Origin of the sequence: Psychrobacter sp. ANT_H3 (assembly GCF_027919975.1) — a bacterium.
Classification (GTDB): Bacteria; Pseudomonadota; Gammaproteobacteria; order Pseudomonadales; family Moraxellaceae; genus Psychrobacter; species Psychrobacter maritimus.
Genome location: NZ_JAQISM010000025.1, coordinates 1 through 13,144 on the forward strand (window position 1 = coordinate 1; position 13,144 = coordinate 13,144).

General features: G+C 43.7%; 11 protein-coding genes and 1 pseudogene. 9 read left to right on the forward strand and 3 right to left on the reverse strand.

Features of this window, described 5'->3' with window-relative positions:
* Window positions 1-82 precede the first annotated feature (82 nt).
* Together PG901_RS11465 and pdxA are read right to left on the reverse strand one after the other, a co-directional pair.
* Window positions 83-613: a hypothetical protein gene (locus tag PG901_RS11465; protein WP_201629082.1), complete on the reverse strand. Its 531-nt coding sequence runs from the start codon at window positions 611-613 to the stop codon at window positions 83-85.
* A 194-nt stretch (window positions 614-807) separates the two neighbouring features.
* Entirely contained in the window at window positions 808-1,902 is a 1,095-nt protein-coding gene (pdxA, locus tag PG901_RS11470; RefSeq protein WP_271134478.1) for a 4-hydroxythreonine-4-phosphate dehydrogenase PdxA, read from the reverse strand.
* Between the two features lie 362 nt (window positions 1,903-2,264).
* Between pdxA and dnaB the strand changes: the two genes are divergently transcribed.
* The 3 genes from dnaB to argF all read left to right on the forward strand — a co-directional run bounded on the left by dnaB (window position 2,265) and on the right by argF (window position 6,118).
* Entirely contained in the window at window positions 2,265-3,668 is a 1,404-nt protein-coding gene (gene dnaB / locus PG901_RS11475; RefSeq protein ID WP_201625142.1) for a replicative DNA helicase, read from the forward strand.
* 188 nt (window positions 3,669-3,856) lie between these two features.
* A complete protein-coding gene (gene alr, locus PG901_RS11480) occupies window positions 3,857-4,981 on the forward strand; it encodes an alanine racemase (RefSeq protein ID WP_271134479.1) in 1,125 nt (374 codons plus the stop codon).
* 213 nt (window positions 4,982-5,194) lie between these two features.
* A complete protein-coding gene (gene argF / locus PG901_RS11485; RefSeq protein ID WP_183618390.1) occupies window positions 5,195-6,118 on the forward strand; it encodes an ornithine carbamoyltransferase in 924 nt (307 codons plus the stop codon).
* A gap of 162 nt (window positions 6,119-6,280) precedes the next feature.
* On the opposite strand, the gene rpiA is transcribed toward argF, so the two are convergent.
* On the reverse strand, window positions 6,281-6,940 hold the full coding sequence (gene rpiA / locus PG901_RS11490) for a ribose-5-phosphate isomerase RpiA (protein WP_201619320.1): 660 nt from the start codon (window positions 6,938-6,940) through the stop codon (window positions 6,281-6,283).
* Between the two features lie 373 nt (window positions 6,941-7,313).
* Between rpiA and ilvA the strand changes: the two genes are divergently transcribed.
* From ilvA to PG901_RS11520, 6 genes and pseudogenes are all read left to right on the forward strand, one after another.
* Window positions 7,314-8,867 carry a threonine ammonia-lyase, biosynthetic gene (ilvA, locus tag PG901_RS11495; protein ID WP_271134480.1) on the forward strand — a complete coding sequence of 518 codons (1,554 nt, stop codon included), beginning with the start codon at window positions 7,314-7,316 and terminating at the stop codon, window positions 8,865-8,867.
* A 402-nt stretch (window positions 8,868-9,269) separates the two neighbouring features.
* Window positions 9,270-9,407: pseudogene (locus PG901_RS11500) on the forward strand (excalibur calcium-binding domain-containing protein); the annotation flags it as partial.
* Between the two features lie 327 nt (window positions 9,408-9,734).
* Complete coding sequence (locus tag PG901_RS11505; RefSeq protein ID WP_201564959.1) at window positions 9,735-10,175, forward strand: RNA-binding S4 domain-containing protein; 441 nt, start codon at window positions 9,735-9,737, stop codon at window positions 10,173-10,175.
* 289 nt (window positions 10,176-10,464) lie between these two features.
* Window positions 10,465-10,962 carry a low molecular weight protein-tyrosine-phosphatase gene (locus PG901_RS11510; protein WP_201619322.1) on the forward strand — a complete coding sequence of 166 codons (498 nt, stop codon included), beginning with the start codon at window positions 10,465-10,467 and terminating at the stop codon, window positions 10,960-10,962.
* 114 nt (window positions 10,963-11,076) lie between these two features.
* The gene (murB, locus tag PG901_RS11515; protein WP_271134481.1) at window positions 11,077-12,225 is read left to right on the forward strand and encodes a UDP-N-acetylmuramate dehydrogenase; all 1,149 of its coding nucleotides are present in this window, start codon (window positions 11,077-11,079) and stop codon (window positions 12,223-12,225) included.
* A complete protein-coding gene (locus PG901_RS11520; protein WP_442966902.1) occupies window positions 12,209-12,988 on the forward strand; it encodes a YdcF family protein in 780 nt (259 codons plus the stop codon). The genes murB and PG901_RS11520 overlap by 17 nt, the downstream gene beginning before the upstream one ends.
* The last annotated feature ends 156 nt before the right edge of the window (window positions 12,989-13,144 follow it).

The following is a 13,144-nucleotide window of genomic DNA, read 5'->3' on the forward strand; positions in this document are numbered from 1 at the left end:
GCCTTCTCGTATTTCACTTTCATTAATATCTAAAAACTCTTTCATCAGTAGATTGGTGTAAATCATAGCTTTGTCCTAAATGTCATATTAATCCAGTGCTGGCTTTAATTTTCTCTATTTCAGATAAAGATAATTGAGTCATAGCTATGATACATAACTCTTTACTATTATTAAAACCTACTACTAATCTATCATTTATAATATACGACTCCACTTTGCAATAACTAATTGAAAACCTTACAGATATATAGTTATTTCCTAAATCGAGATAAAGATCTGAATCAAGAGTATCTATAAAAGAGCTATCTAAGCACTTATTTGATTTTGTAATATCAAAAATTACAATACCTTTAGTTAGTGAATAGTCAGGAATTTTAAAAGAACTATTAAGTCTCTTAATATTTTCTCTTTTAATCACTGTCAAGGTACAACTGCTCATTACACCCTCTTCCGCATTAACTCCAATTTCGAGCAATGACCTTTTTCCATCACCGTATCTAAAATATGATTTTTGAAAGTTTGGCTTGCCGATATTTATATCAAAGGGAATATAGTCATCAAATTCGATGGAAACTATTTTATTATCATTGCTAATACTTTTGAACTTTAACAATTTATTCTCCTATTTATATAGCGTATACCCCAAGGGAACCAGCTATTTCACCCTCGAAACCTATTAATAGACCACTCATAACAGACTGCTATAGTGGAACCACTTATATTAGACCGTGTTTGATAATTCATAAATAGCCATCATTCACAACAAAGTTACCCAATACTGCGTGACACACTTCGAGTGTAGCAGTTTTATATAAGAGGTCTATTAATAAGCGATTTATCCGCCATCTCATTGGCCATCAATAGTGCTTGGTATAAGCTGGTCGCACTTGCGCCGTCGCGCCCTGCTAAATCAAGCGCCGTCCCATGGTCAACTGAGGTACGAATATACGGCAACCCCAAAGTAAGATTGACCGTATCGCCAAAGCCATGCGATTTGAGCACCGGCAAACCTTGGTCATGATACATGGCAATCACAGCGTCACAATTCGCTAAATGTCTTGGGGTAAATAAGGTATCCGCTGGCATCGCCTCTGATATATCGACGTCCGCATCGATAAATTCTTGTAGCACGGGGTTAATAATCTGAATTTCCTCGACACCCAAATGCCCGCCCTCGCCTGCATGCGGATTAAGACCGCAGACCAAAATACGCGGCTGCGTTAAGCCAAACTTCTCGCGCATATCGTCAATGACAATTTGTACGGTTTGGCGTACATTATCAGCGGTGATAGCAGCAGGTATGTCTTTTAATGCTAAATGTGTGGTAACAAGCGCCACTTTCATGGTTTGATTGGCGAGCATCATCACCACTTTTTCACAGCCACTTTGCTGCATAAAAAACTCAGTATGACCACTAAACATGGTGCCATCGAGCAGTTTAATATCAGCATCTATCAGTGCAGATTTTTGCAATGGCCCTGTGACGATAGCAGCAACTGTTTTGTTGATTGCTAACTGATGGGCGATGTCCAATTGCTTGGCAACCATGGCCGAATTGCGAGTATTAATTTTTCCGCAGACAACTGGTTCAGCACAAGGGATATTCAGCAGGATAAAAGCATGATTGTCATTATTAGTTTGCTGTGACATCTGCTCTAAAAAGTCATCGGCTGCGATGTCTAAATCGACAATTTGCCAAAATGGACAGCTCTCGAGCACGCCTGCTGTTACCAGCATATCAGCGCGCTTTTGCATCGCAGTGCTATCGGCAGTAACCCAGATTGGGCGTTTAAAATCTTGCAATTTACCTTCAGCTGCTAATAGCAGCACAACATCCATCCCAATACCAGCAGGCTCACCGGTTGTGATTAATAATGGTAGTTTTTTTTGTGTATCTTGCATAAGAACAATACCTTTATATTTAAAATAAGTATTTGATTTAATTATAATTATAATTGTCAGGATAAATATTTATATTAATATCGCATAAATGATTTTTTTACGTATTACAACCCTAATTTAGGTTAGATTGTTATTTATAGAGTCTGAAAAAAGTACATTATGTGTTAAACTTTCGCCTTTCATTGTAACATTTACCAGCAAGCGCTGAGACCACGTTTTGGTACTTCTCTCGTAGAGCTATGTCGCGCTTGCTTGACGGTATCACTCCTAAAATAAATACTGATAGCAAATAGCTATTTATACTCTTATATAATTAATTTTATACCGACTTTTGAAACTGACTTTTAAGACACTGGGCACCCATGGCAGACAACGAAAAAACCGACGACTTACTCAATCAGACACCGCCGCACAATATCGATATTGAAAAGGCCTTGCTAGCGTCTTTGATGAGTATCGAAGAGGCATACGATAAGATTGCAGATATCGTCACCAAAGACGACTTTTATGCAGGGCGACATCAGTATATTTTTGATGCGATTGCGCATTTGGCGGCGGTCAACGAGCCTTATGATACGGTCATGGTACATGACTGGTTAGAAGCACAAAAACTACTCAAAGGTGCCGGTGGTGACAGCTACTTAGCCGATATTTTGAGTCAAAGTCCTGCCACCTTGTTTAACCTCACCGCTTATGCGCAGCGCGTGCGCGAGCTATCGACCTTACGCCAGCTGATTACTACTGGCAATGACATGCTGACCCTTGCCTATAATCCCAAAGACCAAACGGTAAGCGATATCTTGGACAATGTTGAGGCAAAAATATTTAGTATTAATGAGCAACATAACAAACGCGCAGAACAGCGTGGCCCTGTTGGCATTACCTCGGTATTGACCAATGTTATTGATAAAATCCAAGAATTAAAATCCAATCCTGACGGCATGATAGGTTTGCAAACCCCATTCGTCGAGCTAAACAATAAGACTCAAGGCTTGCAGGCAGGCGATTTAATTATCGTCGCCGCACGTCCTTCTATGGGTAAAACAACCTTTGCGATGAACTTAGCAGAAGGGATTTTATTTAATGAGGATTTGCCAGTCGTGGTGTTTTCGATGGAGATGCCAGCCGAGTCTATCGTCATGCGTTTGCTATCTTCATGGGGCGCGATTAATCAGACGCACTTGCGTTCTGGGCAAATGAACGAAGATGAATGGGCAAAAATGATGAACGCCATTCAGCATTTGCAGTCTAAGCATTTATACATTGATGACAGTACTGCCCTTCCGCCCTCTGAGCTACGTTCGCGCTGCCGCCGTATCGCTAAAAATCATGATGGCAAACTTGGCGCTATCATTGTCGATTATCTACAGCTGATGAAAGTGCCTAATCTTGATGGCAACCGTGTTGGAGAAATCTCCGAGATTTCTCGTAGCTTAAAAGCCTTGGCTCGTGAGCTTGAATGTCCGGTTATTGCCTTATCGCAGCTTAACCGTAGTTTAGAGAACCGTCCTAATAAGCGCCCTATCATGTCGGATTTGCGTGAATCGGGTGCGATTGAGCAGGATGCCGATTTGATTATGTTTATTTATCGCGATGAGGTTTATAATGAAAACTCAGACCACAAAGGCGTGGCTGAAATCATCATTGGTAAACAGCGTAATGGCCCTATCGGCACCATACGCTTGGGTTTTGAAGGGCAATTTACCCGCTTTATCAACCTGACGCCAGAATATTATCAAAACGTCAGCTTTGAAAATGACGAGTAAGCGTCTGACTAAACGGTACATATAATAAGCTTTAACCTTAAAGCAATTACTCATAAAACTAGCCAGTGCGTCATCAGCCAAATTGATGACGTACTGGCTTTATTGCTTTACCACATTACTAATAACACCATTTGTTTAATGAAACCGTTTTACTAATAAAAATAACTTTGCTAATAAAGAAGGCAATTATGCGCACCATCACAATCAAACCAGCTGCCATTACCCATAATTTGGCTCAAGTTAAAAAACTGGCACCGACGGCTAAAGTCCTTGCTATGGTTAAAGCCAATGCCTATGGTCATGGCGTAGCCGCTATCCTGCCAGCATTAAAACAAGCTAAACCACAGGCAGATGGTATCGGCGTCGCCACCTTGATAGAAGCCTTGGAAGCTCGTCAATTGGGTTGGGATAAAACCATTGGTCTAATCGAAGGCGCATTTACCGCCGATGAATGGCAGCTGGCGATAGAGCATGATATTAGCTGCGTGATTCATCATGAGCCGCAATTAATATGGGCATTAGAAAACACCCCACCGGCTACCAGCGCCACCCGTGTGGTTTGGCTTAAATACAATACTGGCATGAACCGCTTAGGGTTTAATGACCAAACCCTTATTCCAGCAGCCAAACGTCTGCATGAAGCCGGTTATCAGTTGGTTTTGACCACTCACTTTGCCAATGCCGATGACCGCGCTCATCCTCTAAACGCCATTCAAATCCAGCGCTTTAACGACATGCTGCAGACCCTAAAAGAAACGGTGAGTAGCGATGTAAAAGGCTCATTGTGCAACTCAGCGGGTATCGTCAATTTCCCCGAGCATCATCACGATTGGGTACGTCCGGGCATCATGCTCTACGGGAGTACGCCTGTTATTGATAAAAGTGCGCGTGATTTGGACTTACAGCCAGCGATGGAATTTAGCGCGCAGATTATCGCCCTACAAACGGTCAACGCCGGTGATGGTATTGGTTATGGCAGCCGCTGGACTGCGATGCAAGATACCAAAACGGCTTTGGTTAGTATCGGTTATGGTGATGGCTATCCACGGGTGGTAAGTGACAACGCTTATGTTTCTGTTATTGATGCTATAAATCGTCAAAGCTATCCATGCGCGGTAGTCGGACGAGTGGCGATGGATATGATCGTCATTGATGTCAGCACTGTTCCAGAAAGCGTGGCTTTAGATAGTAAAGTGATACTTTGGGGTGATGCGCCGCACGTCGATGAAGTCGCCGCCCATGCTGAGACCATTAGCTATGAGTTGCTATGCCGCCTAAGCGCTCGTCCAAATCGGACCATAGCAAAATCATAATTAATAGAGTTTAATGTAATGATGGTTTGAGAGAAGAATGAAGCAATGCAACACTGCAGCACTGCTGAATCACGGCAAATTGGACATTTACATTAAGCCTAATTGCGCTATACTAAAAGTTTGTTGTCACACCAGTATACGCACTGACGCGATGCTATTAAAAAATGACAACGTATCATTTTTCATCGACTGCGATCGACTGCTAGGATTACTATGAGTTTGCGCCATTTTTTGACCCTATCTGATTTAACCAAACAAGAACTAGAAAACCTAATCAAACGCGCGAGCGAACTGCGTAAGATGCAACATGCTGGCGAGATATATCAGCCTTTTGTTGGTCGGACGCTTGGCATGATATTTGAGAAATCATCCACCCGTACGCGTATCTCCTTCGAGACTGGCATGGGTCAGTTTGGCGGTAATGCTATCTTTTTATCACCAAATGACACCCAACTTGGCCGTGGTGAGCCGCTAGAAGATTCCGCTCGCGTCATCTCGAGCATGGTCGATATCATCATGATTCGCACCTTTGGGCACGAAAAAGTTGAGACCTTTGCGGAATATTCTAGTGTACCGATTATCAACGCGCTCACTGACGAATTCCATCCCTGCCAGCTGCTTGCTGATATGCAGACCTATTATGAGCATCGCGGTAGTATCGAAAATAAAATCGTCACGTGGGTCGGTGATGGCAACAATATGTGTGCCTCCTACATGCAAGCGGCCAATCAGTTTGGCTTTGAGCTACGTGTAGCAGCCCCTTATGGTTTTGAGCCTGACCCTGAGCTGATGAAACGCTTCTCGCATTGCGTCAGTATCGTTGAAAACGTCCAAGAAGCGGCGAAAGATTCAAACTTAATTGTCACCGATGTCTGGGCAAGTATGGGGCAAGAGTCTGAACAAAATACCCGTGCGCGCCGCTTTGCTTCTTATCAAGTGACACCATCACTACTCGATAAAGCCGACCCTGAAGTGGTGTTCATGCATTGCTTGCCAGCCCATCGCGGCGAAGAAATCTCTCATGATATGCTCGATGATCCGCGCTCTGTGGTGTGGCATGAAGCCGAGAACCGCTTACATGCGCAAAAAGCTTTGATGGAATTTTTATTAAAAGACAAAATTAAGCTGCCTGCCTAAAAACAGGCTGGTAAAGAGCATAACGTGAAATATTGATAAACCAGCACGTATAAAAATAACACGTACAAAAAAAGGCAGAGCATATTTATAGTGCTCTGCCTTTTTATTGTTGACAGCTTTATTTAGCGATAAGTTATAGCATTAAATTCTGTCAATAATACATTAGCGCGTTAAAGTCGTCACGCCATTACTGCCCGCTTTTAATAAGACATCGGCTTGATTGGCAGCAAAGATACCATTACAGACCACCCCAACGATATTGTTTAATTGCTGCTCAAGCGCTAGTGGATTACTGACATCTAAGTCATAAGTATCTAAAATCACATTGCCATAATCGGTAACGAAATCTTCACGATATACTGGCTCAGCGCCCAAACGGGCTAATTGCCTTGCCACATACGAGCGCGCTTGTGGCAGCACCTCTATCGGTACGGGAAATTCGCGTCCCAACCATTCAACGCTTTTACTTTCATCAACCATGCAGATAAATTTATTGGATGCTGCAGCGACAATTTTTTCACGTGTGAGCGCGCCGCCGCCACCTTTAATCAATTGCAAATGCTCATTTACCTCATCAGCACCATCGATATAGACATCAAGCTGACCGGCAAAGTTTAAATCGACAATTTCGATACCAAGGGCACGAAGTTTATCTTCGGTGACCTGTGAGCTTGCAACCGCGCCAGCAAGCCTTAGTGTCGGCAACAACTCAATCAAACAGTTAACCGTACTGCCCGTCCCCACTCCAAGTATCATGTCATCTTCAATATAGCTTAGGGCAGCTTTGGCTGCAGCTTGCTTTTGTGCTTGCTGATCACTCATCATAAATCCTTGGAAAAATAAACGTCTCACTCTAAAAGAGCTAAAATGATAAAAGAGGTAAAATGCGCGCTTATTATAACCGATGGCTTTAAGCGATGTTAGCGTAAAACCCATTCTAAATACTCATTGCCCCTTCTCAGAGCCCATACTTACTTTAATGTATTGATGGCTTGACCTTTAACCTTCAAAAAAACTCCCTATAAAATTTGCAATTGTGTCTTGCAAGATAGTGAAAATCAGCATAGGCTAATCTATTTCGTTTTTGTGCTTATCTATACTGGTTTATAGTTATTTATAGCGGCTAATTTATAAACACTGACTTTATAGCCATTTGCACTTCTTTTATTCATCTTCACTCTGTTTAGGAATTATTATGCTGTCACATTGGGTACGAGCCATCTTGCAAGCCACCGTCTATGACGTTGCCATTCAAACACCACTTGAAGCTGCACCCAAGCTGACCCAACGTTTTGCTAATGATATTCGATTTAAGCGCGAAGACCTGCAACCAGTTAAGTCCTTTAAATTACGCGGTGCTTACAACCGTATTAGCCAATTGAGCGATGAGCAAAAAGCGCGCGGCGTCATTTGTGCCTCAGCGGGCAACCATGCCCAAGGCGTTGCTTATTCAGCGCGTAAGCTTGCCCTAAATAACATCATCGTGATGCCAACCACCACCCCTGATATTAAAGTAGATGCCGTTAGAGCACTCGGCGGCAATGTCGACTTGTATGGCGATAGCTTTGATGAAGCCAACCGTTATGCAATCAATCGCGCTGAAACAGAAGGTTTAACCTTTATTCCCCCTTATGATGATGAATTGGTCATTGCAGGACAAGGCACCATTGGTCTGGAATTAACCCAGCAATGGCGCAACATGGATTATGTATTCGTTGCTGTGGGTGGTGGCGGTTTGATTTCTGGTGTCGCAGCATTCTTGGGTGAAGTCGCGCCGCACGTCAAAGTCATCGCTGTAGAAGCAGACCAATCAGCTTCACTTAAAGCTGCTCTTGAAGCAAATGAGCGGGTCACGCTTAAGCAAGTCGGTCTGTTTGTCGATGGTGTTGCAGTCGCTCAAATTGGCGAGCTACCTTTTGATATCGTGCGTACGCAAAAAAGTGATAAATCAGGTCCTGTCGTCGAGCCTGAAGTGGTCACTTGTACCAACGATGAAGTCTGCGCGGCGGTGAAAGATATCTTTGAAGAGAATCGCAGCATCGTTGAACCTGCGGGCGCCCTACCCGTTGCAGGCATGAAAAAATATATCGAAGCCCATAACCTACAAGGTAAAAACTGCGTCAGTATCATTTGCGGTGCCAATATGAACTTTGACCGCTTGCGTTATATCGCTGAGCGTACTGAGATTGGTGAGAAAAAAGAAGCCATCTTTGGCGTGACCATTCCTGAGCAAACCGGCGCTTTCTTAAACTTCTGCCGCAGCTTACATGGCCGTAATATCACCGAGTTTAACTACCGTGCCGATAGCAAAAAATCACCAGATTCGATGGAACCTGCAGCAATCTTTGTCGGTATCGCCCTAAAAGAGGGCGACAAAGAGCGTCAAACGATTAGCAATCAATTGGCGGCTGATGGCTATGAAGCACACGATTTAACCGATGATGATATCGCCAAATCCCATATCCGTCATCTGATTGGTGGTCATGCGCATGTCGAAAATGAGCAGTTATTAAAGGTAGTGTTCCCTGAACGTCCGGGCGCATTGCTGACTTTCTTAGAAAAACTGGGTGACGATTTTAATATTACCTTGTTCCACTATCGCAACCATGGCGCCGCTGAAGGTCGTGTGTTGGTCGGCTTGCAAGCTTCTGAAGGCAACTCTCGCCAACTACAAGATGCGCTTCTTGATATTGGTTATGACTGCACTATGCTCAATGACAACATTGGTTATCAGTTGTTTTTAAAATAATCAAAGCAGAAGTAAACTTTCATTTATCAATGCGGTTTTTTAGCAATTAGAAAACCGCCTCTGATGCATCAATAATGACTATTCACTTATAGCATTGATTCATTTGTAGTGACTATTATTAGGTGGTAAGCCGTGATTCAAAAGATAGTGATATTTGTATTATTACTGGTTTTAACACTAGTAGGTTATAAGATGCTGCAACCTAAAACCACGACTAGCAATCCTACCACTGATGTTGCGGCTGATACTTCAGCTGCCGCTGCTTTCACCTCGACTGACTTGGATGACATACCGCCAACGTACGTCGATTTAGGCACAGCTTCAGATGCAACATCAATTCAGGCAGTAAACCCCGTATTAACGTCACAACTAGTATTAACGCCTAAACCAACAGCACCAAGTTTTGCCTGTGATGGCAGGCAACATTGCTCTCAGATGACCTCATGCGCCGAAGCAACCTACTTCCTACAACACTGTCCTAATACAAAAATGGATGGTAACTATGACGGCATCCCTTGTGAGCAGCAGTGGTGTAAATAGTTTTATATCAAGCATAAGTTGAGAACGTCATGTGCCGCGGTATTATTGGCTTTAGATTGCCTATCGATTCGATACAAGCTCAGTTTAAATTGAGCCAGAATAAAACTGTAGAAAACATTAATGGTGTGATAAACGGTTTAGAGCAGTTAAATACTAACAGTGCTGTAACAATGGCTGCTAAAGTTACCAATCAGAACAATGGCTAATTTCAGTTGTCCTTATTCACCATAAAAACCTATTTTGAAATACTTTAATCGCTCACCGCTCTTTTAATCAGTAAAAACAACACCATTATTATCTTACGTTATTGATATCTATGAGGTTTTGATGAGTAAACACAATAAGAACCATAATCAGCCCGCACATAGCCAACCAGATGCCGTGCGTATGCGTCTTGATAAATGGTTATGGGCCGCTAGATTCTATCGCACCCGCACCCTTGCCAAAGAAGCCATCGAAAGCGGACGCGTCCACTATGCAGGGAGCCGCGTCAAAACCAGCAAAGAGATTGCCGTCGGGGATGAACTCAGTATTCGCCAAGGCTCAGCAACCGCCATGACTGAGAAAACTGTGTTGGTTGAAGCACTAAGCGCACAACGTGGTAATGCGATTGCTGCCCAAGCGTTATATTCTGAAACTGAGGAAAGCGAGGAGCGCCGCGCTTTTTATGCCGAGCAGCGCAAACTTGCCAACCTTGCTCGCCCTGATAACAAGCCCAATAAAAAAGAGCGGCGTGATTTACAACGCTTCAAACACAACCAAGACTAAGGCTGTTATCCATACTGCTCACTCAATATTTATCGCTTTAACTTATTTTAATAATAAAGATGATAAATATTGAGGGTTCATACAGACTATTTATATAAGCTATTAAAGTCGGCAGCTTGCTATTATTCATAGCCTAATGTGACCCTATTGTTTTACCTCTACCCTTGCCATTCAACGTATTAACCGTTACGCTGATAGCCAATTAATTTACTCGATAACATGCTAATAAACCGCATTAACCATGCTGGTCTTGATAGCATGTTTTTTTGTTGTGATAAAAGGTCATTATATGCCAATTAAAGCGTCTACTCCCTCCTCTGTGCTACTGGTTTGTTTGGGAAATATTTGCCGTTCACCGACCGCCGAAGAGATTTTTCGTCAGCAAGCAGCCATTGCAGGGCTGGCGATGAAAGTGGATTCGGCAGGGACTGGCGACTGGCATATTGGTCATGCGCCTGATGTACGGGCACAGCGCCATGCTAAAGCTCATGGTTATAACATTAATAAGCTGGTCGCGCGTCAAGTAAGCGCTGACGACTTTCGCAAATTTGATTTGATTTTGGCGATGGATGCGCAAAACTTAGCCGACCTGCAAGCTATTAAAGACAGCATCAGCGACACAGATGGCAAGCTTGCCAAACTGGCGCTATTTAGTGAAGAAGATCCAACCTACGGCGGCGACGATGTACCAGACCCTTATCAAGGTGATGGCGACGCCTTTGAAGAAGTCATCGAACGTATCGAATCAAGTGCCCAAGCTTGGATTGAAAGTTGGAAAACTGCTTAGCAATGATTAATAGTGCTTAGCAATAAAGCACCATATTTCTGCTACTTTTATGCCGTGCATCCTTTATAATAAACACCGCATAATTTCTTGTTTATTTGCCAGATAGGCTATGTTATGACCTCAGCTTTACGCCATGATTCGAATGCTCAACCTACGACATCGACTAATCTTGCGGTAAATGTACCCCAGGCTAAGTCGGTCGATTTGTCCCATAGCAATACCATGGCATTGGCATGTGTGGCGGATGTGGTCGTGACTCTCACCGATGAGGCGCAACTTGATGCCTTTATGGCAAATTACGGAAAAGATGCAGAGCTTACTAAGCCGTTATTCGTACTTTCTGGCGGTAGCAATGTTTTATTGCCAGCGCATCTAGATGCGATTGTCTTACGTCCCCAAATGCACGGTATCACTATGACGGCGCAAACAGACAGTCATGTCGATATCGAAGTGATGGCCGGTGAAAACTGGCATGATTTGGTGATGTATACCGTGGCTCAAGGTTGGTATGGACTTGAAAACTTGGCATTGATACCGGGTCTGACGGGAGCGGCGCCTGTACAAAATATCGGTGCTTACGGTGTGCAATTAGAAGATTGCTTAGAGTACGTACGTGCTTATCATCTGCCAACCCAAACTTGGCATCATCTAACAGCAGCAGACTGCCAGCTTGGCTACCGTGACAGCCTCTTTAAGCGTGCGCCCAATACTTGGCTTATCACTCGCGTGGGTTTTCGCTTACATACCAATGCCAATAAAATCCTTGCCAGCTATGGCGATGTACAGACGGTCGCGCAGCGCTATGCAGAGCAGCAAGGGCGCGTGCAGCCCGTACCTGCTGATGTCATGCAGGCGATTATAGATATTCGCCAACAAAAACTGCCCGACCCTAAACAGCTCCCTAATTGCGGCAGTTTTTTTCAGAACCCTATTATTCCTCAAGCGCAATTTATAGCGCTACAATCCGCTCACCCTACCATCGTTGGCTATCCAATGCCGGATGCCATGGTCAAGGTAGCGGCTGGCTGGTTGATTGAACAATCTGGTTTAAAAGGTGGCGGTTTAGCGCCGATTATGACCCATCAGCAGCAAGCCTTGGTGTTGACCAATCACAGCCCTTATCAAGCGACGCAAGCCGATGTGGCAAAGGCTCAAAATCATATTGCCCATATTGTCTCTGAGATATTTGCGATTGAATTATCACGCGAGCCAGTTTGGGTAAATGTTGACGGCTCTATTGGGTTTCATGAGCATGTGGTCTAAACGATCATGGTCTAAGCGCTTATGGCGCTCTTACTTACGTTCAGCTGAGCGTATGATAAAGCTGTTTCGAATTATAAATGCCACCTTTTTACTGGGTTCAACGGCTGTTATTCTCGTTATTATCAGTTTATTTACCCCGCTATTTTCACAAGCGGTGATTTACCTTTTAGCCCATTTACCTTTACCAAAGATGCCACCTGCCGCCATGAGCTCTCCACCGACCGCCTATGTGGTATTGGGCGGCGGTCTGACCAATGACAATAATAATCAAACCATCCTAAACAGTTATAGCCTCAACCGCGCCCGTACGGCGGCAACCGCCTATCATGATTTGCCGCTACCTATTGTACTGAGTGGTGCTGAGGCGCCTTGGCTTGGTCAGTGGCTTATAGAACACGGTATTGATGGGCTCATCAGCGAAAATGCCAGTATGAATACCTGTGAAAATGCGCGTTTTACTGCTAAGCGTATTCCTCTACATCATGTGTACCTGATTACCGATAGCTATCATATGGCGCGGGCAAGGAGACAGTTTGCCCTAAACGGCATCAATAGTACCCCAATCAATGCGCCTTTACCGGTCAAACGCGATTGGATGGAACCGGCACAGAACTTGAGTCATTCGCGGCGGGCAGTTTATGAAGTGGCCGCCTACTTACGTGATGTGATACGCCCACAAGCAAACTGTCGGCATGCTAAGGATGTGACCTCGCAGCAACTCTTAACCCCTAGAGGCAATGCCGTGAAAACGCCTACTGAATAACGCTTAGCTGGCATTCTCTGACCTAGTATTATTAAATTAGCATCATTAGATTAGTATTATTAGATTAGTATCATCAGACGACTATTATTGCCCCATTATCCACTGTCTCACTTTTAGTATTTATAGAACATCTATAACAATTGCAATAAGTGTATA

What these genes read in the sequence shown, in the direction of transcription:
- pdxA (WP_271134478.1), bottom strand. Translation starts at nt 1,902, where the DNA reads ATGCAAGATACACAAAAAAAACTACCATTATTAATCACAACCGGTGAG.
- ilvA (WP_271134480.1), top strand. Translation starts at nt 7,314, where the DNA reads ATGCTGTCACATTGGGTACGAGCCATCTTGCAAGCCACCGTCTATGAC.
- rpiA (WP_201619320.1), bottom strand. Translation starts at nt 6,940, where the DNA reads ATGAGTGATCAGCAAGCACAAAAGCAAGCTGCAGCCAAAGCTGCCCTA.
- dnaB (WP_201625142.1), top strand. Translation starts at nt 2,265, where the DNA reads ATGGCAGACAACGAAAAAACCGACGACTTACTCAATCAGACACCGCCG.
- alr (WP_271134479.1), top strand. Translation starts at nt 3,857, where the DNA reads ATGCGCACCATCACAATCAAACCAGCTGCCATTACCCATAATTTGGCT.
- PG901_RS11520 (WP_442966902.1), top strand. Translation starts at nt 12,209, where the DNA reads ATGAGCATGTGGTCTAAACGATCATGGTCTAAGCGCTTATGGCGCTCT.
- murB (WP_271134481.1), top strand. Translation starts at nt 11,077, where the DNA reads ATGACCTCAGCTTTACGCCATGATTCGAATGCTCAACCTACGACATCG.
- PG901_RS11505 (WP_201564959.1), top strand. Translation starts at nt 9,735, where the DNA reads ATGAGTAAACACAATAAGAACCATAATCAGCCCGCACATAGCCAACCA.
- argF (WP_183618390.1), top strand. Translation starts at nt 5,195, where the DNA reads ATGAGTTTGCGCCATTTTTTGACCCTATCTGATTTAACCAAACAAGAA.
- PG901_RS11510 (WP_201619322.1), top strand. Translation starts at nt 10,465, where the DNA reads ATGCCAATTAAAGCGTCTACTCCCTCCTCTGTGCTACTGGTTTGTTTG.